General features: G+C 70.6%; 16 protein-coding genes. 11 read left to right on the forward strand and 5 right to left on the reverse strand.

Features of this window, described 5'->3' with window-relative positions; all coding sequences use genetic code 11:
- Positions 1-179 precede the first annotated feature (179 nt).
- Complete coding sequence (mfd, locus tag B140_RS0109060; protein ID WP_083912303.1) at positions 180-3,782, reverse strand: transcription-repair coupling factor; 3,603 nt, start codon at positions 3,780-3,782, stop codon at positions 180-182.
- 607 nt (positions 3,783-4,389) lie between these two features.
- On the opposite strand from mfd, the gene B140_RS0109065 reads away from it, so the two are divergent.
- Both B140_RS0109065 and B140_RS0109070 read left to right on the forward strand, forming a co-directional pair.
- Positions 4,390-4,719, forward strand: a complete 330-nt coding sequence (locus tag B140_RS0109065; protein ID WP_018119042.1) for a hypothetical protein — start codon at positions 4,390-4,392, stop codon at positions 4,717-4,719.
- A 37-nt stretch (positions 4,720-4,756) separates the two neighbouring features.
- Positions 4,757-5,074: a hypothetical protein gene (locus tag B140_RS0109070; RefSeq protein WP_018119043.1), complete on the forward strand. Its 318-nt coding sequence runs from the start codon at positions 4,757-4,759 to the stop codon at positions 5,072-5,074.
- Between the two features lie 90 nt (positions 5,075-5,164).
- Here B140_RS0109070 and B140_RS0109075 read toward each other — a convergent pair whose 3' ends face one another.
- From B140_RS0109075 to B140_RS0109085, 3 genes are all read right to left on the reverse strand, one after another.
- On the reverse strand, positions 5,165-5,626 hold the full coding sequence (locus B140_RS0109075; protein ID WP_026166187.1) for a pyrimidine dimer DNA glycosylase/endonuclease V: 462 nt from the start codon (positions 5,624-5,626) through the stop codon (positions 5,165-5,167).
- Between the two features lie 10 nt (positions 5,627-5,636).
- Positions 5,637-6,542 carry a TIGR01777 family oxidoreductase gene (locus tag B140_RS12405; protein ID WP_083912290.1) on the reverse strand — a complete coding sequence of 302 codons (906 nt, stop codon included), beginning with the start codon at positions 6,540-6,542 and terminating at the stop codon, positions 5,637-5,639.
- 201 nt (positions 6,543-6,743) lie between these two features.
- Positions 6,744-7,397 carry a trypsin-like serine protease gene (locus B140_RS0109085; RefSeq protein ID WP_156801729.1) on the reverse strand — a complete coding sequence of 218 codons (654 nt, stop codon included), beginning with the start codon at positions 7,395-7,397 and terminating at the stop codon, positions 6,744-6,746.
- A 511-nt stretch (positions 7,398-7,908) separates the two neighbouring features.
- On the opposite strand from B140_RS0109085, the gene B140_RS0109090 reads away from it, so the two are divergent.
- From B140_RS0109090 to B140_RS13855, 7 genes are all read left to right on the forward strand, one after another.
- Complete coding sequence (locus B140_RS0109090) at positions 7,909-9,177, forward strand: phenylacetate--CoA ligase family protein (RefSeq protein ID WP_018119047.1); 1,269 nt, start codon at positions 7,909-7,911, stop codon at positions 9,175-9,177.
- Complete coding sequence (locus B140_RS0109095) at positions 9,174-10,397, forward strand: MFS transporter (protein ID WP_040426375.1); 1,224 nt, start codon at positions 9,174-9,176, stop codon at positions 10,395-10,397. The genes B140_RS0109090 and B140_RS0109095 overlap by 4 nt, the downstream gene beginning before the upstream one ends.
- Positions 10,394-11,431: a GNAT family N-acetyltransferase gene (locus tag B140_RS13010; RefSeq protein ID WP_018119049.1), complete on the forward strand. Its 1,038-nt coding sequence runs from the start codon at positions 10,394-10,396 to the stop codon at positions 11,429-11,431. Before B140_RS0109095 ends, B140_RS13010 begins: the two co-directional genes overlap by 4 nt.
- 7 nt (positions 11,432-11,438) lie before the next feature.
- Positions 11,439-12,608 carry a LuxE/PaaK family acyltransferase gene (locus B140_RS0109105; protein ID WP_018119050.1) on the forward strand — a complete coding sequence of 390 codons (1,170 nt, stop codon included), beginning with the start codon at positions 11,439-11,441 and terminating at the stop codon, positions 12,606-12,608.
- Entirely contained in the window at positions 12,605-15,091 is a 2,487-nt protein-coding gene (locus tag B140_RS0109110) for an aldehyde dehydrogenase family protein (RefSeq protein WP_018119051.1), read from the forward strand. The genes B140_RS0109105 and B140_RS0109110 overlap by 4 nt, the downstream gene beginning before the upstream one ends.
- A 65-nt stretch (positions 15,092-15,156) precedes the next feature.
- Positions 15,157-15,843 carry an ABC transporter ATP-binding protein gene (locus tag B140_RS0109115; protein WP_018119052.1) on the forward strand — a complete coding sequence of 229 codons (687 nt, stop codon included), beginning with the start codon at positions 15,157-15,159 and terminating at the stop codon, positions 15,841-15,843.
- A 70-nt stretch (positions 15,844-15,913) separates the two neighbouring features.
- Complete coding sequence (locus B140_RS13855) at positions 15,914-17,980, forward strand: hypothetical protein (RefSeq protein WP_156801730.1); 2,067 nt, start codon at positions 15,914-15,916, stop codon at positions 17,978-17,980.
- Between the two features lie 321 nt (positions 17,981-18,301).
- Here the strand turns inward: B140_RS13855 and B140_RS0109125 are convergent, their stop codons facing one another.
- Positions 18,302-19,804 carry a multicopper oxidase family protein gene (locus tag B140_RS0109125; RefSeq protein WP_018119054.1) on the reverse strand — a complete coding sequence of 501 codons (1,503 nt, stop codon included), beginning with the start codon at positions 19,802-19,804 and terminating at the stop codon, positions 18,302-18,304.
- Between the two features lie 121 nt (positions 19,805-19,925).
- On the opposite strand from B140_RS0109125, the gene glmU reads away from it, so the two are divergent.
- Both glmU and B140_RS0109135 read left to right on the forward strand, forming a co-directional pair.
- A complete protein-coding gene (gene glmU / locus B140_RS0109130) occupies positions 19,926-21,410 on the forward strand; it encodes a bifunctional UDP-N-acetylglucosamine diphosphorylase/glucosamine-1-phosphate N-acetyltransferase GlmU (protein WP_018119055.1) in 1,485 nt (494 codons plus the stop codon).
- Between the two features lie 10 nt (positions 21,411-21,420).
- Entirely contained in the window at positions 21,421-22,398 is a 978-nt protein-coding gene (locus tag B140_RS0109135) for a ribose-phosphate diphosphokinase (RefSeq protein WP_018119056.1), read from the forward strand.
- Positions 22,399-22,469: the final 71 nt, after the last annotated feature.

Consider the following 22,469-nt stretch of genomic DNA (forward strand, 5'->3'; position numbering starts at 1 on the left):
GACTCGGCACCCATGGTTCTCACCTTTCTTTCACCCTCTTTCCCCGCGCGGGAAAGAGATACAGAATAATCTAGGCCACAGCGGACCCAAAAGGGCGCATTTGCGTTTTTCTCCGGGGAACACCGCCGCACCCTGGGGGAGGCACCCCGCAGATGCCCCCCGGCGCGGGCCCGCGCCGCCTACTCCCCCACCGAGATCACAGAGTTCCCTGTGTTCCCTGTGTTCCCTGAGTCCGCCGAGGCACCGGCCCCGCCGGCGGCCTCCTCCCGCCCGCGCACGTCCAGCGGAGGGACGTCGAACAGCGAGGTCAGCGCGTTGGCCGCCCACTGCAGCAGCTCCTCGTCGCGCAACTGCGGGTCTGTGACCTTCGGCCCCGCCTTGGGGAAGGGAAGCTGCACCGCCTTGGCCGCCGCCCGGTAGGTGGCCCCCGGATACAGCCGCCGAAGGCGCACCTGCTTGGAATCCGGCAGCTCCACCGGGTGCAACTTGATCCGGGTGCCCTGCACGCCCACGTCCGCGATGCCCGCCGCGCGGGCCTGCCTGCGCAGCCGCGCCACCGCCAGCAGCCGGAGGACCTCGCGCGGTAGCTCGCCAAAGCGGTCCCGCATCTCCCCGACGATCGCGCGCAGGTCCTCCTCCGAGCCCGACGCCGCGATCTTGCGGTACGCCTCCAGGCGCAGCCGCTCCGCGTTGATGTAGGTGTCCGGTATGTGGGCGTCCACCGGCAGGTCGATGCGGATCTCCTTGGGCCCCTGGTCCGTGGCGTCCAGGGGCTGCCCGGTGGCCAGCGCCCGGTACGTCTCCACGGCCTCCCCCACCAGGCGCATGTAGAGGTCAAAGCCCACCCCGGCGATGTGCCCGGACTGCTCCGAGCCCAGCACGTTGCCCGCGCCGCGCATCTCCAGATCCTTCATGGCCACCGCCATGCCCGCTCCGAGGTCGTTGTTCTGCGCGATCGTGGAGAGGCGATCGTAGGAGGTCTCCGTGAGCGTGGCCCCGCGCGGGTAGAGGAAGTAGGCGTAGCCGCGCTCCCGGGAGCGGCCCACCCGGCCTCGGAGCTGGTGGAGCTGGGACAGCCCCATGTGGTGCGCGTTCTCCACGATGAGGGTGTTGGCGTTGGCGATATCCAGGCCCGTCTCCACGATGGTGGTGCACACCAGGACGTCATACTCACGGTCCCAGAAGCCCTGCACCGTGCGCTCCAGCAGCTCCTCGCTCATCTGCCCATGCGCCACCACGATGCGCGCCTCCGGCACCAGCTCGCGCAGCTCGCGGGCCTTCGTCTCGATGTCGCGCACCTTGTTGTGGATGAAAAACACCTGGCCGTCGCGCAACAACTCGCGCCGGATCGCCGCCGCCACCTGCTGGCTCTCCTCCGCTCCCACATAGGTGAGCACCGGGTGGCGATCCTCCGGTGGGGTCAGGATGGTGGACATCTCCCTGATCCCGGACATGGACATCTCCAGGGTGCGCGGGATCGGGGTGGCGGACATGGTGAGCACGTCCACGTGGCTGCGCAGCGCCTTGATGTGCTCCTTGTGCTCCACGCCAAAGCGTTGCTCCTCGTCCACCACGATGAGCCCGAGGTTCTTCCACCGCACGCCCGTCTGGAGCAGGCGGTGGGTGCCCACCACCACGTCCACCGTGCCGTCGGCCAGCCCGGCGAGGATCTCCCGGGCCTCCGCCGGGGAGGTAAAGCGCGACAACCCCCGGATGGTCACCGCGAAGCCCTCCATGCGCTCCTCGAAGGTCTTGAGGTGCTGCTGCGCCAGCAGCGTGGTGGGCACCAGCACCGCCACCTGGCGGCCGTCCTGCACCGCCTTGAACGCCGCGCGCACCGCCACCTCGGTCTTGCCGTAGCCCACGTCGCCCACCACCACGCGATCCATCGGGGTGGCCCGCTCCATGTCCTCCTTGACGGCCTCGATGGCCGCCATCTGATCCTCCGTCTCCACGTACGGGAAGTTGTCCTCCATCTCCCGCTGCCACGGCGAATCCGGGGCGAAGGCGTGCCCCGGCGCGGACTGCCGCTTGGCGTACAGCTCCACCAGCTCGCTGGCGATCTCGCGCACCGCCGCCCGCGCCTTCTTCTTGGTGTTCTTCCAGTCCGATCCCCCCATCTTGGACAGGGTGGGGGCCTCCCCGCCGGTGTACTTGCTCAGCAGGTCCAGCGAGTCCATGGGCACCCAGAGCTGATCCGCGGGCTGGCCGCGCTTGGAGGCCGCGTACTCCAGCACGATGTACTCGCGCCGCGAGGTCTCGTCGCCCGCCCGGATCGCGCGCTCCGCCATCTTGATGAAGCGCCCGATGCCGTGCGTCTCATGCACCACGTAATCGCCCGCCTTGAGCGCCAGCGGGTCCACGCGGTTGCGACGCCGCGCCGGGCGCCGCTTGGCCCCGGCGATGTCCCCCACCCGGTTGCCGGTCAGGTCCGTCTCCGTGAGCACCACGGCCCCGGAGAACACCAGGCCCGCGTGGCTCAGGGCCTGATAGAGGGTCACCTCGCCCGCGCGCGGCTCCCACGCCGGGGTGGCCACGTGCGCGCGGATGCCCTGCTCCGCGAAGCGCTCCGTCATCCTCTTGATGGCCCCCTGGGTGGGGGTGATGTACGCCGCGCGGCCCCCACCGGTGGTGTGCGCCCGCAGCAGCGCCATCATCTCCTCGATCTTGGCGAGGTCCCCGCGCGGGGCGGGCACCGCCTCGAACTCCAGCGGCAGCGTCTCCTCCTCCGGGCCCTCCAGCATCCCCGGCGGAGAGAACGTCCACCACGGCACCTCGGACCCCTCGGCGCTCACCCGCAGCGAGTCGAAGGATCGGTAGGAACTGGCGCTTAAGTCCAGGCCCTCGGCGGAAATGGGGGCCGCGCCCTGCGCGCCCATCGCCGCGGCCTCCCAACCCGCCTCCAGGAACTCCCGGTCGGTGGCCTCCAGGTCCGCGATGCGCCTGCGGATCTTCTCCGGCCCCACCAGCACCATGTGCGTTCCCGGGGCCGCAAGCTCCGGCAGGGTGGCCAGGGGGGCGTCGCTGAGCACGGAGAGCAGCGCCTCCATGCCGTCGGCGGGCTGGCCCGCGGCGATCTTGCTCAGCAGCTCCACCAGGGTCGGGTTGCCCGGGTAGCGCCGCGCCAGCTCCTCGGCGCGGGCCGCCACCTCCGGGGTGATCGGCAGCTCGCGGGCCGGGTACAGCTCCACCTCCGGCACCGTGGCGTCCGGCAGGGCGCGCTGATCCGCCACGGAAAAGTGCCGGATCTCCGTGATCTCATCGCCCCACAGCTCCACGCGCACCGGGTAATCCGCGGTGGTGGGAAAGACGTCGAGGATCCCGCCGCGCACCGCGAACTGGCCGCGCTTGGCCACCATGTCCACGTGCTCGTAGGCCCGGAACACCAGGTGCTCGGTGAGCGCGCTCAGGGGGTAGTCCTGCCCCTCGCGCACCACGACGGGCTCGCGGCCCTCCACCCGCGTGAGGATCGGCTGGCTCAGCGCCCGGGCCGCCGCCACGACCACCCGGTAGCGCGAAAGATTGCGCAGCACCCGCGCGCGCCGCCCCACGATGTCCACGCCGGGGCTGAGCCGCTCGTGCGGCAGCGTCTCCCACGAGGGGAACAGGGCCACCTTCTCCCCCAGCATGGCCCGCAGCTCCGCGCTGAGGTCCTCGGCCTCCCTGCCCGTGGCGGTGACCACGATGACCGGCGCGGCGGACGAGAGCGCCGCCACCGCCCAGGGGCGCACCTGATCCAGCCCCGTGAGGTGCAGCTCCGGGGCGCCCGCGTGGGTGAGCATTCCCGTCAGCTTGGGGTCCTGGCTTACCACCTTGAGCAGGCCCGCCAACGCGGGGGCCTGCGCGGTCTCCTCTGCCACCTGCTTTGTTCCTTCTTCCTTCACGTCGGTTCCTCCCCGCGTCCTCACGGGCGCGCGTGCGGCGCTTTTTTCGGTGCTCGTCGCGCGGCCGAACGCGCGCTCGGACCCCACTTACCCTACGCGGGCGGCGGTTGCATGCGGGAGCGCCCCATGCGCTACAGTGTATTAACGCGCTGGGGCTCATCGCCCGGGCGCGGTTCCCCATGGTGTAATCGGCAACACTACGGTTTTTGGTACCGTCATTCTAGGTTCGAGTCCTGGTGGGGAAGCGGATCGGGGAATCATCGCCAAGGAATACGCGGCAAATGAGCAGGTCGCCCGCTATGCGGCGTGCAGCGCAGTGTTGAGGCATGGCCGCCGCAGAGGCCCGCGCGGGATTGTTGCGGGATCGCCCCTCCGCCGTGCGCGGCCAGCAATATCCAAAAGTACCGACTTCCCGGCAAACCCTTGACACCCCATTCTGGCGATACTTATTCTCGGGCTCTACATTTCCTTTCGTGTTATTCCCCCCCCCACTAGGAGCCACACCATGCGTGCACAGCGTTTCCTTGCCACCGCGGGCGCGGCGGCCCTCCTCACCGCAGGCGCGGTCGTCCCCGCCCACGCCGAGGACGGCGCCGAGAACGCCACCCAGCCCGCCGCCGAGCAGTCCTCCTCCTCGGCGGACGCCGCCAACACCGAGGCCCCCTCGCAGGACCCCCAGGAGGCCCTCTCCCCCGTGGAGCAGGCGGAGTTTGACCTGCGCAAGCAGGAGCTCTCCACCGAGCAGGCGAAGCTCTCCATCGATTCCGTCAAGAGCGTGCTGAAGATCGCCCTGTTCTTCAGCGGCGTGGGCATCCCCCTCGCCCTGGCCCTCTAAGCACCCAACGGTCACCAGAACGAACAGGAGCCACACCATGCGTGCACAGCGTTTCCTTGCCACCGCGGGCGCGGCGGCCCTCCTCACCGCAGGCGCGGTCGTCCCCGCCCACGCCGAGGACGGCGCCGAGGGGTCCGGGGCGCCCAGCGAGGGCTCCTCCCTCCCGGTGGATACCAGCGAGTACGACGAGCTGGACGTCACCCCGGAGCAGAGGGAAGAACTGGTCAAGAGGAAGCAGGAGCTTTCCACCGAGCAGGCCGAGGTCACGTTCGACGTCGCCAAGTCGATCGCGCAGATCGCCCTGTTCTTCAGCGGCGTGGGCATCCCCGCCATGCCGCTGCTCTCGGCTCTCTAGGACGGGGCCACATCGGAGACCTCGCGAACGAGGCGGCCCCGCCGGGCGCGACGGCGGGGCCGCCTTTCCTTATCCCCCCGCCGTGGGGCCTTAGCCGTGAGGCGGGATCTTCTCCCAGGACTCCACCCCACCCGGGGTGGCATAGAACAGCTCGTGCAGCGGCGCGGCGTCGCCGGGGGTGGCTCCCTCCTCGATCACGGCAGCCCACCGGGGATCGCGCCGCGTCACCTTATCGAGCAGGAGATCGCGCTCGTAGGCCACCTGACCGCGCCGCACGGGTAGGCGGACATCAAGCGGGGCGTCCGCGGGGCGGCACACCAGGTCCCGGTTGAAGCGATAGCCGCGCCGGTCCGCCTCGTCGGCCAGCCCGTGCAGGTAGAAGCAGACCGCACCCACGGGGTCGGGGCAGGAGCGGAACCTGTCCAACTGCGGGTGGTTCCGGTATCCCCTGGTCAGACCGCGAAGAACCTTCTGCGCCAGCAGCGTCTCCCGCCAACAGGCCACCAGGCCCTTGCCATCCACAAGGCTCGGGTGCAGCGACCATATCCTCACGCGCGGCCCCCTAGCCCAGCTCGTGCGCCAGGGCGGCGTGGATCGTGTCGTGGCAAAAGACAAAGCCGCAGCGGCGCAGGGCGCGGTGGTCCACGCGCTGGCTGGCAAGGGCCAGCTCCCGCGCGCCCTGCTCGCCCAGGAGAAGCGCCGGGGCAAGCCTCGGGACCGGGAGGATCGTGGGCCGGTGCAGCACCCGCCCCAGGGCCCTGGTGAAGTCCTTGTTGGTGATCTTCTCCGGGCCAACCGCGTTGACGGGGCCACGCAGATCCTCGTTGCGCACGGCCACGGCGTAGATGCGTACGAGGTCGTCGCCGCCCACCCAGGGGAACCACTGCCCGCCCCCGGCCAGCGGGCCGTTGAGCCCGAGCCTGGTGAGCGTGCCCAGGATCTTCAGCAGCCCCCCGGTGCGATCCAGCACGAGGCCCGTGCGGACGTTGACCACGCGCACCCCGCCGTCCCGGGCGGGCTGGCACGCGGCCTCCCACTCGGCGCAGACGTCGGCCAGGAAGCCGCCCCCGCGCCCCGATTCCTCGTCCACGAGGCCGTCGCGGGCGTAGCCGTAGAAGCCCACGGCGGACGCGCAGACCATGGTGGTAACGGACTCGGTGCGGGCCGCGACCTCCGCGAGGCGGCGGGTGGGCCCCACCCGCGATTGGCGGATGGCCTCTTTGTGCTCGGCGCTAAAGCGGCCAAAGATCGGCTCGCCCGCCAGGTGAATGAGCGCGTCCACGCCCCGCAGTATCGAGGGGTCGGGGTCCTCGGGGTTCCACAGGCGGGACTGCACCGAGGGGTCCGTGCGCACCAGCGGGATCACCGTGTGCCCCTGCCACCGGAGGTACCTGGTGAGCTTGCTGCCCACCAGGCCCAAGCTGCCGGTTATCGCAACAACGGGAAGGTTATTCTTCGAGGTATTCATGAGACCACGGTTCCTTCACGAGATATATCGCCGGAAATGCGAGACCTTTCCCCTTCACGGGCGGCCACACAATGCCGCATACATTCTACCAAGAAAATAACCCGCACCCGAAAAATAAAACCCGTCCCATTTAATACCAAATCTCCACCGCGGGGAGAATCACAGAGAGAAAGAGGACGCCCCTCGACGCCCCCGGCAGGCCTAGCCGAGCAGCGCCCTGATCTCGTTGATCGGCGTGTAATAGGAGCGGTTCTTTGCGTTACCTCCCGCGAGCACGCCCACGAGGTTGTCCTGGGCATCCACGAGGGCCCCGCCCGAGTTCCCGCCAAAGGTCTGAATATCGGCGGAGATGATGAAGGAGTAGAATTTCCCATCGTTCTTAATGGAATACCACTTGGGATTCGGGTCCACGATCGCGCCCCGGCCACGGTTGCCCGGCGCCTTGATCTGCACGGGATCGCCGCTCTTGAGCCTCGCGGAGTCCCCCGCGCCCACGTGCCCCTTGACGGTCACACCGGGGGCGAGGTCGATCTTGGCCACGTCGAGCTGCTTACCCCGCGGCAGATCGGTACCCAGGGCGGACACCCTGCCGATCACCCCGGCACCGGCCCGAGAGGTGATCTTGTCCCCCACCTTTCCGCCCTCCAGGCAGTGCATGGCGGTATAGGCCGTGGTGGCGCTCACGATGCTTAAGGCGCAGGGGGCGTTATTCGGCCCCCGGATCGCCTCGCCCTGCTGAATGGCGGGCGCGGCCTGCGCCGGGGCCACCGCCGTCGTCACCGGCGCGAGCGCCAGCAGGGACGCCGCCAGCGCCGCCGTGCGCGCGCCCCGCGCGCGCCGAAGAACTAAGCCCACTCCCATTGGTTTTCCGTCCTCACGTTTGATGAACCGACCTTGACGTACAGCGCAGGTTACACCCGCGCGCCTCGCGCCACAATAGATGTTCCACCCACCCCGCCGAGGGCCAAGGGGGGGGTACGCGCACCCCGGGAGCGGAAACTCACAGCAAAAAATCAGGAACCCGCCCCCGCCGCTACGTGATGTATCCCATTCTCACCCCGCCTCATCTCCTCACCAACACCCGGGGCCTCCCCGCTACCCGGCGCGGGCCCCGAGAGCTGGGCACCGCACCACCATCGGAGCCACCGGCCAACACCCGCCCGCCCCCTCGTTATCCGATCGGATACCCCGCCGCCCGGCGCACCGCCCTGGGGGAATCCCCAGCCTCCACGCTATGTTCGCCTTGCCGAACATATATGTCCATGCGGGGGTGGCGCGACGTTGCGGCGGGATGTACGGCCCCGCCCATCGGTGGAATAGTGCAGCAGTACATCTTTTCCCCTCTACACGTAAAGACGTTCCCTTCATGCCCTCCTACCCCCTGGCGGATCATCTTCACTTCGTCCGCTCCCGCTCCCCCTATTACCGGCGGCTCTACCGGCACCTGCCCCCGCGCGTCACGCTCGGCGACCTCCCCGTGATCGACCCCGCCTCCTTCTGGCGGGCCAACAGCCCGGGGAGCAACGCCGTGCTCACCGAGCCGCCGTCCGACGCCCTGGTGCTGCGCAGCGGCGGCACCACCGGCGCGCCCAAGTTCTCCTGGTGGAGCGCGGCGGAGTGGCGGGAGTTCTGCGGCGCCTTCGGCGCGGGGATCGCAGAGACCGGCCTAAAACCGGGGGCGCGGGTGGCCAACCTCTTCTACGCGGGGGATCTCTACGCTAGCTTCACGTTCGTGCTGGATTCCCTGGCCGCCTGCCCGCTGGCCACCACCCGCTTCCCGCTCGGCGGGGGCCTCAGCCCGCGAGACGCCGCTCGGGCGCTCGACGAGCTGCGCATCACCGCCATCGCCGCGCTGCCCACCACCGTGATCGGCATCGCGGAGCACCTGGTGGCCCAGGGCCGCTGCCTGCCCCGGGTGGAGCACATCCTGATGGGCGGCGAGCTGCTCTTTGGCGATCAGCGCCCCATCCTGCGCGCGGCCTTCCCCCAGGCACGCCTGGGGTCCGTGGGTTACGCCAGCGTGGACGCCGGGCTGCTGGGCCGCCCCGTGGGCGGGGAGGACCTGCGGGTGCACCGCACCTGGGCGCCGTACACCGTCACGGAGATCCTGGACGAGGAGACCCACGCCCCCATCACCGAGGCCGGGGTGCCCGGCGCGCTGGTGGTCACGGACCTGCGACGCCGCCTCATGCCCATCGTGCGCTACCCCGCCGGGGATCGGGCGCAGTGGGTGGACCCGCAGGCCGGGACCTTCCGGCTGCTGGGGCGCACCGGGGACGGGCTACGCATCGCGCACATCACCATGTACACCGAGGACGTGCACGCCGTGGTGGAGCGCCAGGACGCCGACCATCGGATCACCGCGCTGCAGCTCGTGGCCCGCCACGAGGACGGCATGGACGGCCTGGTGCTGCGCGCCGCCGTGGCCGACCCCAAGGGCGACCGGGAGGAGCTGGGCCGCCTGGCCGACGGGATCGTTGCCGCGCTGCTGCGCGAGCGCCCCGCCTACGCCGCTGCGGTGGGCAAGCGCCATGTGCTACCGCTCGCGGTGGAGTGGGTGCGCCGCGTGGACCTCGCCACCCACCCGCGCTCGGGCAAGCTGCTGCGGGTGATCGACGTCAGGCCGCAGCGATGAGCGCCCCCGTGGTGCTGCGCAACCACCGCTTTGCCGCCGTGTGGGCGGGGCAGTTTCTCACCCAGGCCGCCGCGCGGCTCTACCAGGTGGGCATCGTGTGGTGGCTGGTGGGGCTTACCGGCGGGGCCAACCCGGGCCGCCAGGCGGGCGTGCTGCTCATGGCGGCGACCCTGCCCGCCGTGCTCCTGGTGCCGCTGTCCTCCCGGCTGATCGCCCGGTGGGACCGCCGGTGGGTGCTCGCGGGGACGGCGGGCGCGGCGGGCGCCGTGGGGCTGATCACGGCGGCATGCGCGGCGCTCTCCCCCGGCGCCGCGCTGCCCTTCGCGGCGCTGTGCCTGGTGGCCATCGCCCTGGCCTCCTGCCAGGCGGTGTTCGACCCCTGCCTGACCACCTCCATCCCGGAGCTGGTGGAGGACGAGGACATCGAGGCCGCCACCGGCTTCCAGCTCGCCACCCAGTCCGTGGCCGGGCTTGCCGGGGGCTTCCTGGGACCGCTGATCGTGGAGGGCCTCGGCGCCGCGGGGCTGCTGGCCACGTGCGCGGCCGCCTACCTCGCGGCGGCGGGGCTCGTGGGCGCGCGGCGCTTCCCCCACCCCGCCCCGCGCGGGGCCACGGGTGCCGCCGCGCCGCGCCCGTGGGGCGTGCTGCGGCGGCTGCCCACCGTGCGCACCATGCTGCTGTGCTTCACGGCAGCCAACTTCTTTACCACGGCGGTGTTCGTGCTCATGCCGCTGTTCGCGCGCACGGTGTTGCACACCACGGGAGCGGCCGTCTCGGTGTTCGAGGCCGCGCTCGGCGCCGGAACGATCCTGGGTGCCGCTGTGGGGCCCCGGCTGCCGCTGCGGCTGCCCACGGTGGGCGGGGCGGGCCTGGGGCTCACCGCCGCCGGGCTGGCCCTGCCGGGCCTGATCCCGCACGCCGCCGTCACCGCCGCCGGGCTGGTGCTGGCGGGGGCGTGCATCGGCACCATCGGGGTACGCTTTGTCTCCCTGTTCCAGCGCGCCGTGCCCGCCGGGGACAAGCCCGCGTTCTTCACCGTCATGCAGGCCCTCATCAGCGCCACCCTGCCGGTGTCCTCCCTCGTCTTTGGGGCGCTGGGGGACGCGGTGAGCGTGCGCGCGCTGTTCCTGCTTCAGGGGATCGGCCTTATCCCCGTGGCGCTGCTGGCGTGGCGGGCGGCCTCCCGGATGAGCCTCACCGCAGAAAGGCCCGCGCCATGATCCCCAGGTCAAGCGACGCCCTCGCGCTGGTGCGCCTCTACCGGGACGTCTACGGCGGGACCTACCCCCTGGCGCTGGGCAGGGACGAGGCGGAGGTGCGCCGCCTGCTCGCCCTGCCCACCACCCACTGGCGGGTGGTGCGCGGCCCGCAGGGCACGCCGGTGGCCTCCGCGATGGTGGTGGAGGACCCCCTGCTGGGGGTGGGGGTCTTGGCCGGGATCGCCGTCCACCCCGATCACGCGGGCCACGGCCTGGCGCACCTGGTGTCCCAGGCCGCCTGCGCCTCCGCCTTTGGCAACCGCGCCTTCCCCTCCGCCTACGCCACCGTGCGCCTGTGCTCCCCGCAGGCCCAGCGGGTGGTCCTGGACCAGGGCTTTCGCCCCGTGGGCGTGCTGCCCCGCGCGGCGCGGCTGGCCCGGCGCGAGACCCTGGGCCTGTTCGTGCGCCACGCCCCCGGCGCCTGGGAGGCGCGCCGCGCCCCGGGCAGCCTGCCCCTGCGGCTGCTTCCGCTCTACTCCCGCGCCCTGGCCGCCCTGGGCCGGGAGGGGCGGCTCGTCCCCGCGCCCGCAGCGGCGCCCTCCTACCCCCACGGTCGGGCGCCCCAGCCCGGCACCGCGCCGCCGCTGCGGCTGTACCGGCTGGATGAGCGCCGCCCCCGCCGCCACGCGATCGCCACCGCCTCCGGGTCCTCCGGCGTGGTGGTGGACCTCGATCCCGCCAACGGCAACGCCCGCCTGGTAAACACCTGGCCCAGCCACCACGTCCTGCCCCGGCTGCTGGGCCCGGCGCTTGACGTGCTGCGCGCGAGCGGAATCGACTACCTGGACGCCGCGATCCCCCTGATCGGGGAGGCCGATAACGCGGCCGTGGAATCCCACCTCGCCGCGGGCATGAGCCCGACCGCCTACTACCCGGCGGCCTACCGCCACGGCGGCGCCCTCCACGACCTCGTGTTCCTGGCCTGCTGCGCCGAGCCCGTGGAGCGCCACCTGCTGCGCCCCTGCTCGGACATCACCGCCTTTCTCACCCCGTAAGGACCCCATGAGCCTCCCCCACGACCTCCCGCTCGCCGTGCCCGACCCCGCCGCGCTGCCCCACGTGCAGAGGCTGTGCGACCTGCGCCACCCCTACGCCGCAGGCCAGGACACCGACCGCCTCTTCGACCTCGCCATGGCGGAGGTCAACGCCTGGCACCGCGCCCGCAGCCCCTTCTGGGACCGGGTGCTGCGCGCCGAGGCGGAGCACTCCCCCGGCGCGGAGCCGCCGCTGATCCCGGCCGCCTTTTTCAAGCGCCACGAGGTCCTTTCCGTCCCCCGCGAGCAGGTCGCCCTCCGGCTGACCTCCTCGGGCACCAGCGGGCAGAAGTCCCAGATGTTCTTCGACGCCTGGTCCATCGGCGCGGCCCAGCGCATGGTGGCCTACATCTTTGACCACTACGGCTGGTACGCCCCGCATGCCCCCGTGGACTACCTGCTCTTTAGCTACGAGCCCGCGCCGCGCCTGCGGGTGGGCACCTCCTTTACCAACAACTACCTGTGCGACTTCGCCCCCGCCCGCCGCGTCACCCACGCGCTGCGCCACACCGGCGCCGCCGGGGCGGGCCCGGCCCACGAGTTCGATCCCTTCGGCGCCCTCGCCGCCATCGAGCGCGCAGCCGGGGACGCCGTCCCCCTACGCCTCTTCGGCTTCCCCGCCTTCCTCGCCGCCACCCTGCGGCGCATGCGCGACCTCGGGCGCCCGCCCGTGGAGCTGCACCCGGACTCCCTGGTGTTCCTGGGCGGCGGCTGGAAGAACCACGCGGACCGGGAGATCCCCAAGGAACAGCTCCGAGGCATGGTCTCCGACCTGCTGGGCATCCCGCCCGCCCGCGTCCGAGATAGCTTCGGTTCCGTGGAGCACTGCGTGCCCGTGGTGGAGTGCGCCCACCACCGGCTCCACCTGCCCGTCTGGTCGCGCGCCGCCGCCCGCGACGTGGCCACGCTTAAGGCCCTGGGTTACGGGCAGCGCGGCTTCCTCCACCTCACCAGCCCCTACATCACCTCCGTGCCCGCCCACAGCGTGCTCATGGGGGACGTGGCCTCCGTCCACCCCGCCCACGAATGCGGCTGCGGGGCCGACACCGACTGGATCATCCTCCACGGCCGCGCCGGGGTCAGCCGCAACCGAAGCTGCGCCATCGCCGCCGCCGAACTGCTGAAAGGACACGCATGAAGCACCTGTGGCAAGGCCGGGACATCGATAGCCCCGAGGCCCTCTCCCGGCTGGAATCCCTCGACGCCCTGACCCACCAGGAGCTGGACTCCCCGCTGCCCGCCCGCGTGGTCCTCCACGCGTGTGCGCGGGTGAGCGAGGACCTCCGGCAGCCGGACTCCCCGCTGCGCGCCCGGCTGGGCTTCCTCGACCCCGCCGCCGTGGAGGCCCTCGCCCTGGCGCTCTCGCGCCGCACGCTGGAGGATCGGCTCTTAGGCGAGCTGGGGGATCGCCTGGACCCCGCCCGCCTGCGGCGCCCGGACGCCCACCGATCCATCTACGAGGCCTGGGCCCCGGTGGGCCTGCTTGTGCACATCGCGCCGGGCAACGCTCCGGTGGTGGGGGCGCTCAGCGTGGTGGAGGGGCTGCTCACCGGCAACCTCAACGTGCTCAAGACGGCCAGCGGCTGCCACCGGGCCACGGTGGAGATCCTCTCCGCGCTGTGCCGGGCCGACCCCACCGGGGCGCTCGCCCGGAAGATCATCGTGGTCTCCTTCCCCTCGGACCGGCGCGACTGGCAGGAGGCGCTGTGCCGCCACGCGGACGCCATCGCGGTGTGGGGCGGCGAGGAGGCGGTGGCCGCCTTTAGCCGCCTGGCCCCCGAGGGCTGCCGGGTGGTGGCCTGGGGGCACCGCATCTCCCTGGCCTACCTCTCCCCCGAGGCCGCGCGGGACGACGCCGTGCTGGACGCCCTCGCGGCGGACGTCTGCCGCCTGGAACAGCAGGCCTGCTCCAGCCCGCAGGTGGTGTACCTGGACACCCACAGCTTCCAGGAGGTCACGGCGCTGGCCGCCCGCCTGGCCCGCCGCCTGCGCCAGGCCGATCCCGCCGCCACGCAGCCCTCGGAGGCCGAGCGCGCGGAGATCACCACCGTGCAGCGCGTGGCCGAGCTGGAGGCCCACCTCGGCCACACCGAGGTGCTTGCCGACCCCGCGGGCGGGTGGCGGGTCATGGCGGATCGACGCCCCGAGCTGGCCGCCTCCCCGCTGCACCGCAGCGTGTGGGTCAAGCCGCTGCCGCACCGGCGCATCGGGGAGATCCTGCGGCCCATGCGGCGCTACCTACAGACCGCCGCCGTGGCAGGAACCCCGGCGGAGGTCGCCGCCGCCTCCCGCCGCCTCATCGCCGCCGGGGTCACCCGCGTCACCTCCTGCGGCGCCATGATCGAGGGCTACCCCACGGAGCCGCACGACGGCCTCTACCCCCTTCAGCGCTACTCCCGCAGGGTCTCCGTGCGGCGCACCGAGGAGGAGTACCGCGCCGTGGCCTCCCCCGACGACCTCCTGGGGGCGTCGATAAGCCTCCCGCCCGCCCACTCCCCGACGATCGGCAAGCCCGAGGTGCAGCGCGCCCTGGCGAGCCTGCCGCCGAGCGCCGCGCAGCTCTACTTCCAGTCCGGCGGCAGCTCGGGCGCCCCGGCGCTCTCCCTGTTTACCTACCGCGACTACAACGACCAGATGCGCGCCGTGGCGGAGGGGCTGCTCGCGGCGGGCTTCGATCCCACCCGGCAGCGGGTGGCCAACCTCTTCGTGGGCGGCAACATGTACGGGGGTTTCCTTAGCTTTTTCACCTCCCTGGAATACCTCGGCGCGCAGCAGCTTCCCATCTCCGTGTCCACCCACCCGGACTACGCGCTCATCGCGCGGCTGACGATCCGCCACCGGGCCACCGCCCTGTTCGGCATGCCCTCGCACCTGTGGCGGCTGCTGCGCGAGCGGCGCGAGGAGCTGATCCGGTACGGCGGCATCCGGGAGATCTACTACGGCGGCGAGCACTTCCAGCCCGCGCAGGTGGCCGCCCTGAAGGAGGAGTACGGCATCGAGGTGATCCGCTCCGCCACCTACGGCAGCACCGACCTCGGCCCGCTGGGCTACCAGTGCACCCACTGCACCGGCTCCGTCCACCACCTGCACGCCACGCTGCTGGACCTCGAGGTGCTGGACATGAACGAGGACCGCCCCGTGCCCGACGGGGAGGTGGGACGCCTGGTGTTTAGCTCCCGCGTGCGCGCCGAACAGCGCCTGGAGCGCTACGAGATCGGCGACCTCGGCCGCCAGGTGCCGGGCCGGTGCGGCTGCGGCAGCCTGGTGCCGCGCCTGGAACTCTTGGGCCGCTACGGCGACGTGTTCCGGGTGGGCAGCCGCTCCTTCCACTACCAGAACTTTGCCGACGCCCTGGCCGAGCGCTGCGGCTACGCCGGGGACGCGCAGGTGCGGGTGGACTGGTGCGGCGACCGCGAGCGCGTCCGCGTGCTGCTGGATGCCGACGCCGCGCCGCGCCTCGGGGCGAGCGCCGCGCGCGAGGCGTTGATCGAGACCGTACCCTACCTCGGGCTCTCGGTGGCGGAGGGGCTGCTAAGCCTTGAGGCGGAGGCGGTGCCGGCGAGCGAGATGGAGCGCACCGGCTCGAGCGGGAAGCTGAAGCGGGTGGTGGACGGGCGCTAGGCGGCGCGCTGTGTTGCTAGCGTGAAAGGGACAGCGATACAACCACGACCCCCTCTTTCTCCCCCATGACAGCACACACGCACCCCGCCCTCGAGGCCCGCGACGTGACCGTCCGCCTCGACGGCGCAGCCGTCCTCTCCCGCCTCAACCTCTCCGCCTCCGCTGGGGACAGCGTGTCCATCGTGGGCCGCAGCGGCGAGGGCAAGACCACGCTGCTGCACACGCTCGCCGGGCTGATCACCCCGGAGGAAGGCAGCGTGTACGTCAATGGCCGCAGCCTCTCCGGCCTGTCCACCCGGGAACACGACGCCCTGCGCCTGTCCGAGATCGGCTACGTATTCCAGTTCTCCGAGCTGGTCCCGGAACTCACCCTGGTGGAAAACGTCATGCTCCCCCGCTACGTCCGGGGAGAGCCGCGCACGAAGGTGCGGCGAGACGCACTGGAGCTGCTGGCGGGCGTGGGCATCGACCGCGACACCGCGCACCGCCGCCCCGCCCGGGTCTCCGGCGGCCAGGCGCAGCGGGCGGCGATCGCGCGCGCCCTGTCCATCGAGCCCACCGTGCTGCTCGCCGACGAGCCCACAGGTGCCCTCGACCCCGCGACCTCCGAGTCCGTGCTCGCCACCCTGCTGGAACAGACAAGGAGCAGGGGAACATGCCTCATCATGGTCACGCACGACGAGGAGGTCAGCCGCACGGCGCACCGCCGCCTGGAACTTAGAGGAGGGAGACTCCATGAGAAGGCCGCGTAACTCCGGTGCGACGTGGCGCTCGATACGCCTGGGCGCCACCATCAGCCTGCGGTCCCGCTCCCTCGGGCGCGTGGCGGTCATCGCCGCCACCGCCGTGGCGGTGCTGTTCCTCTGCCTCGCCTCCGCGCTGCCGCAGATGATCTCAGATCGCGCCGAACGCGCCGAGGCCCGCCTGCCGCGCACCGAGTTTCTCGCGGAGGAGAGCGTACCCTACGCCCAGGTTTCCTCCCGACTCACGCTCCCCGACGGAAAGGAGGCCACCACCTTCCTCGTGGCACCCGGAAACGCGCCCGTCACGGAGGTCCCACCGCCACCCGGCATCGAACAGCTCCCCGCACCCGGCACCTACGTGGCCTCGCCCGGATTACAAAAACTCCTGGATACCGGGGAGGCCACACTCCCCGGTACACCCGTAGGTACAGTGGGCGTGGAAGGTCTACGCTACCCCGACGAGCCGGTGGCGTGGGTAGGCGTGGAGCCGCAGGAAATCGACTTGCCGGGTAGCGCACAGGCTCTTCCCTTTATCGCTTCCGCCTCCAAGGCACACGGGTTCGGACACGCGCATCACTTACCGGCTTCGCAGTATCAGATTGCGGACCTCGACATGCAACCGGCAGTCAAAGCGCTACTTTTGGTCTGTGCCCTCCTCGCGGCGCTGCCTTGCCTCATCGCCGCCACCACCGCCAGTTCGCTCCTCGCGCGGCAACGGTACGTCTCTTTAACCACACTGGTTTCCTCCGGTATTTCTCGCCGCACCAGCAGGATCATCGCGGCCACGGAGACTCTGTATATCCAGGTAACCGGGTGGGTCAGCGGCATGCTCGGCGCCGTACTGCTCTCGCCCCTCCTGTGCCTCGCCATGCCCGCCGAGGCTCGGTGGTTCGCCCGGGAACTCACCGTATTCTCCTGGCCGGTGTTCTGCGTGGCTCTCGCCTCGATCTCGTGGTGCACGATGAGCGCCTACCGCCAGCGTACTGCACCGCGTACCTCCCGGAAACGCTCCATCACGGCATGGCCCATAGGCATATGCCTCATCCTGGCAGCTTGGCTCCTGCGCGATCTGCTCGTGGACCTTCTCAGTGGTTCTCCACTCTACATAGGAATCGCCGGGCTGGCCCTGTGCGCCCTGAGCCTGCGCGGGACCATCTCCTTTCTCACCGCCGCAATAGCGCGCAGAATAGCCCGACGATCACCCGCAGCGCTCCTCGCGGGCACTCGTCTCAAATCCGAGCATGTCTCGGCCTCGCGCGGACCCGCCGCGGTGGGATTAGCGATCCTAGCGGCCGCCCTGACCACCGTCATCACTACTCAGCTGATCACCTATCTCACCGATCAAGCAGATCTTAATGGGCCCGGTTCCCTAGTAGCTACAGGTAAAGCAGAGAAAATTTTAGCCGAAATTCCCGGCGGTACCCCTATGCTAAGCCCCACGAACGATAGCCCACTCATCGCCGATTGTGCCTCCCTGGCTGAGGCGAAGCAGGTAGAACTAAACTGCAATCCGGAGACCGTAGTGGATATAGGCAAAGTAGAACAGCCAAGCATACTCCCCTACCCCACATGGCTTTTCTCCTTCGCCTCCACGCTCCTAGACCGGCCCGTCGCCCCACGCGAGGCCAACTTAATCTACTACCCGGACCTTTCCCCGGAACAGGCGCAAGAACTCCTGTACATAGACCCCCTGGCCTTCGTGGACTCCAAGCCGGTTCACGACGCCGCCCGGCTCTACGGACGCGGTCACGTCATCGAGCTGTACCGTATAGCGGGCTGGTGGACCGTCTTCGCCTGCACCGTGTTCACGATCGTCGCGGCGGCCACCACGGCGTCGGGGCGCAGACGGCTCACCGCCGCGCTGGGTGTGGTGGGTATCAACGCCTCGCTGCAACGGCGTGCATGGTTCCTCTACGCCCTGGTGCCCCTGGTGGTGGCCGCCGGGATCAGCGCGATCACGGCCACCATCACGGACATCGCCTTCATTAATGTGGTGGAGATCAGCGAGGTTTTGGATCCTGGGCAGGTCACCGAGCCCCTCACGATCGCGGGCGCCGTGGCGCTGCTCTCCGGGGTGATCTACGCGCGCATCGCCGCCCGCGCGGCGCGCACCCGGGTGGACGTGGCCGATCTGCGCTCGGAATAGACGGGATACAAGCACAACCTCACGTGGTCTCTTCATTCATCGCCCGCACGCGGGCGATGCTCTCCTCGATGCGAATCGAATCGCCTAGATGGCGCATTTCCGCTTTTACCACGTCCAGCAGCCGCTCTGGGACGGAATGTTTCCGCCGGGCGGCCACCCCACATACCCAGATCAAGCCCGTACCAGGTATCCCCGTACGCCCCGTTGTGCACCAGTAGCAAGAATCCCCAGAGGTGTTGCAGAACCGCCAGCGCCACCGCATCATCGGCGTATAAGTCCGCGAGCCGCTCCCGTGTCCTCGGCTGATTCGGCAGGTTTCCGCTACCCATGCCCCTCCCCCACCATCAGCGCCGCCCGCTCCCCCGGCCCGACGATCACAAACTGCCCCATCATGCCGGAGTCCTCGTGCAGGAGCATGTGGCAGTGATACATGTAGGCCCAGTGGGGATCGGGATAGTAGCCAAACTCCACCGCCAGGCGCGCCGTGGCTCCGGGCGGCAGGGCCACGGTGTCCTTCCACCCGGAGGTGAATACCTCCGACTCCGTGCCGTCGAGGGAGAGCACCCTAAAGGCGGCGTCGTGGATGTGGAAGTTGTGTATCCAGTCCGCGTTCTCGTTGGTCACCGTCCAGATCTCCGGGCCCTGGCGGTCGATGGTCGCGTCCACGCGGCCCATGTCCATGGATTGCCCGTTGATCTGGAAGGTGTTGAGCACGAACTCGCGCTCTATCGCCCCGGCTACCGCCACGTCGCGGGCGGCGTCGGGATTGAGGGTTCGCGGCAGCTCCGGGGAGGCGGCGAGGTTCTCCGCCGCCCGGATCTCCAGCAGGTCGAAGGAATCCTGGAGGCCAAAGTCCAGGCTGTATTCGTCCTGGGGCACGCCGAGGTTGTCGGGGAAGGGCCTCGAGACCAACCTCACCGTCTCCCCCGGCTTGAGGCTCACCACGATCTCGGCGCGCTCGCCGGGGCTGATCGGCAGGTCGGTGGCCTCGATGGGCTCGGGCAGGAGTCCGGAGTCGGTGGCCACCACGTGGAAGGGGCGCTCGTCGGAGAAGCCCAGGCGGTAAAAGCGCATGGTGGCGGCGTTGAGCAGCCGCAGGCGCAGCGCGGAGGCGGTGGCGTCGAAGTAGGCGTGGGTGATGCCGTTGACGGTGGGGGTATCGCCCTTGAGCCCCAGGTCGGGGTCGGATTCCTCGTCGAGGCGGCCGTCCTCGTGGAACTTCTGGTCCATGATCGCCACGGGGATGTCGTCCACCCCGTACTCGGAGGGCAGCGGCAGGGCGCGGGATGCCTCGTCCTCGACGAGGATCATCCCGGCCAGCCCCCGGTAGGCGTGCAGGGCGGTGCGCTCGTGGGGGTGCGGGTGGTACCACAGCGTGGCGGCGGGCTGGTCCACCGTCCAGCGCGGCCGCCACTGCTGCCCCGGCGCGATGGGCTGGTGCGGGCCGCCGTCGGCGCTGGCGGGCAGCTTCATGCCATGCCAGTGGATGGTGGTGGTCTCGTCGAGCCGGTTGATCACCTCCATCTGCACGTCCTCGCCGCGGTGCAGCCGCAGCGTGGGGCCGAGGTGCGCGCCGTTGAAGCCCCAGGCGGGGGTGGTGGCGTCGGGGAGGATCTGCGCGTCCACGGCCGTGGCGTCCAGGCGGAAGGTGCGGGCGGCGTCGATAAGCTCCCCCTCGGCCAGCGGGGGGATGGGCAGGGGGCGGGCCTGGCCGGAGTAGCCGCGCGGGGTGGGTTGCCCGGCGGAGCAGGCGGGCAGCAGCGGGGCCGCCGCCAGGGCGAGCGCGCCCAGGCCCGCACCGCGCAGAAACGTTCTTCTCTCCACCGCCGCCTCCTCGATCGTGTGCGGTTCTTGCCACCACCCAGGCTACCCCCGGCGCCCACCCGAAGGGTTATGCTGTGCTGGTTACCGCGTTTCCGCAAACCCCGTCGGAGGTACCCTTTCCGTGTCCGTTGCAACCACCGCTGACTGCGCCGTCATCGTCCTGGCCGCGGGCGCCGGCACCCGCATGAAGTCGGCCACCCAAAAGACCCTGCACGCCATCGGCGGCCGCAGCCTGCTCTCCCACAGCCTGCACGCCGCCGCGGCCATCGAGCCGGAGCACCTGGTGGCCGTGGTGGGCCACCAGCGCGAGCAGGTCAACCCCGCCGCCGAGGCCATCGCCCAGGAGCTGGGCCGCCCCGTAGTGCAGGCGGTGCAGGAGGAGCAGAAGGGCACCGGGCACGCCGTGCAGTGCGCCCTGAACGCCATCCCGGACTTTAAGGGCACGGTGATCGTCACCAACGGCGACGTCCCGTTGCTGCTCCCGGAGACGCTGAGCAAGCTCCGGGAGGCGCACACCGAGTCCCCCACCGCCGTGACGGTGCTGACCCTCGAGCTGGAGGACCCCACCGGCTACGGGCGCATCGTGCGCAACGAGGAGGGGCAGGTGACCAGCATCGTGGAGCAGAAGGACGCCTCGGATGCCGAGCGCGCCATCCGCGAGGTCAACTCCGGGGTGTTTGCCTTCGACGCCGACGTGCTGCGCTACGGGCTGGCCCACCTGGACTCCGATAACGCCCAGGGCGAGCTGTACCTCACGGACGTCCTGGGGATCGCCCGCGAGGAGGGCCACACCGTGCGCGCCCACCTGGCCGACGACCCCCGCGAGCTGGCGGGCGTGAACGACCGCGTGCAGCTCGCGGCCGCGGGCCAGGAGCTTAACCGCCGCACCGTGGAGGCCGCCATGCGCGGCGGGGTGACCGTCACCGACCCCGCCAGCACCCGCATCGACGTCACGGTCACCCTGGGGCGCGACGTGACCATCGAGCCGGGTACCCAGCTGCGCGGCGCCACGAGCGTGGCCGACGGCGCCGTGGTGGGCCCGGATACCACCCTGGTGGATGTGACCGTGGGCGAGGGCGCCTCCGTGGTGCGCGCCCACGCGCTATCCTCGGTCATCGGGCCGCGCTCCTCGGTGGGGCCCTTTACCTACCTGCGGCCCGGCACCGAGCTGGGCGAGGGCGGCAAGCTCGGGGGCTTCGTGGAAACGAAGAACGCCACCATCGGGCGCGGCTCCAAGGTGCCGCACCTGACCTACGTGGGCGACGCCACCATCGGGGAGGAGTCCAACATCGGGGCGTCAAGCGTGTTTGTGAACTACGACGGCGTGAACAAGCACCACACGGTGGTGGGCGATCACGTGCGCACCGGCTCGGACACCATGTTCATCGCCCCGGTGACCGTGGGTGATGGCGTGTACTCCGGGGCGGGTACAGTAATTAAGGAAGATGTCCCTGCGGGGGCGCTGGTGGTCTCCGGCGGGCGCCAGCGCAACATCGAGGGATGGGTGGAACGCAAGCGCCCGGGGTCCCCGGCCGCCCGGGCCGCCCAGCGGGCGCGCGCCGCGCGGCCCGCCTCCGACCAGTCCGGCGCCGACCAGGAAGGCTAACGCAGATCCCATGACTGCTCACTGGAAGCAAACCCACAAGAACATGATGCTGTTTTCCGGGCGTGCCCACCCGGAACTCGGTGAGGAGGTGGCCAAGGCGCTCGGCATCGAGCTAACGCCCACCACCGCCAGGGACTTCGCCAACGGCGAGATCTTCGTGCGCTTTGAGGAGTCCGTGCGCGGCTCCGATTGTTACGTGCTGCAATCCCACACCCAGCCGCTGAACAAGTGGCTCATGGAGCAGCTCATCATGATCGACGCCCTCAAGCGCGGCTCCGCCCGCACCATCACGGCGATCCTCCCCTTCTACCCCTACGCCCGCCAGGACAAGAAGCACCGGGGCCGCGAGCCGATCTCCGCCCGCCTGGTGGCCGACCTGCTGCGCACCGCCGGGGCGGACCGCATCGTCTCCGTGGACCTGCACACCGATCAGATCCAGGGCTTCTTCGACGGCCCCGTGGACCACATGCACGCCATGCCGATCCTCACGGACTACATCTCCTCCAAGTACTCCCTGGACGATCTCTGCGTGGTCTCCCCGGACGCCGGGCGCGTGAAGACCGCCGAGAAGTGGGCCAACACGCTGGGCGACGCCCCCATGGCCTTCGTGCACAAGACCCGCAGCCTGGACGTGGCCAACCAGGTGGTGGCCAACCGCGTGGTGGGCGACGTGGAGGGCAAGGACTGCATCCTCATCGACGACATGATCGATACCGGCGGCACCATCTCCGGGGCCGTGGGCATCCTCAAGGAGGCCGGGGCGCGCTCCGTGGTGATCGCCTGCACGCACGGCGTGTTCTCCGATCCCGCCCGCGAGCGCCTCTCCCAGTGCGGCGCGGAGGAGGTCATCACCACCGACACCCTGCCGCAGTCCACCGAGGGCTGGTCCAACCTCACCGTGCTCTCGATCGCCCCGCTGCTGGCGCAGACCATCAACGAGATCTTCGAGAACGGCTCCGTGACGCACCTCTTCGAGGGCCAGGCGTAGCCGGGCGCCACGCAAAGGTAAGGGGGCCGCGCTGTTCGCGCGGCCCCCTTTTCGTGTTGCGCTCCCGCTCC

Origin of the sequence: Corynebacterium mastitidis DSM 44356, from assembly GCF_000375365.1 — a bacterium.
GTDB classification, from domain to species: domain Bacteria; phylum Actinomycetota; class Actinomycetes; order Mycobacteriales; family Mycobacteriaceae; genus Corynebacterium; species Corynebacterium mastitidis.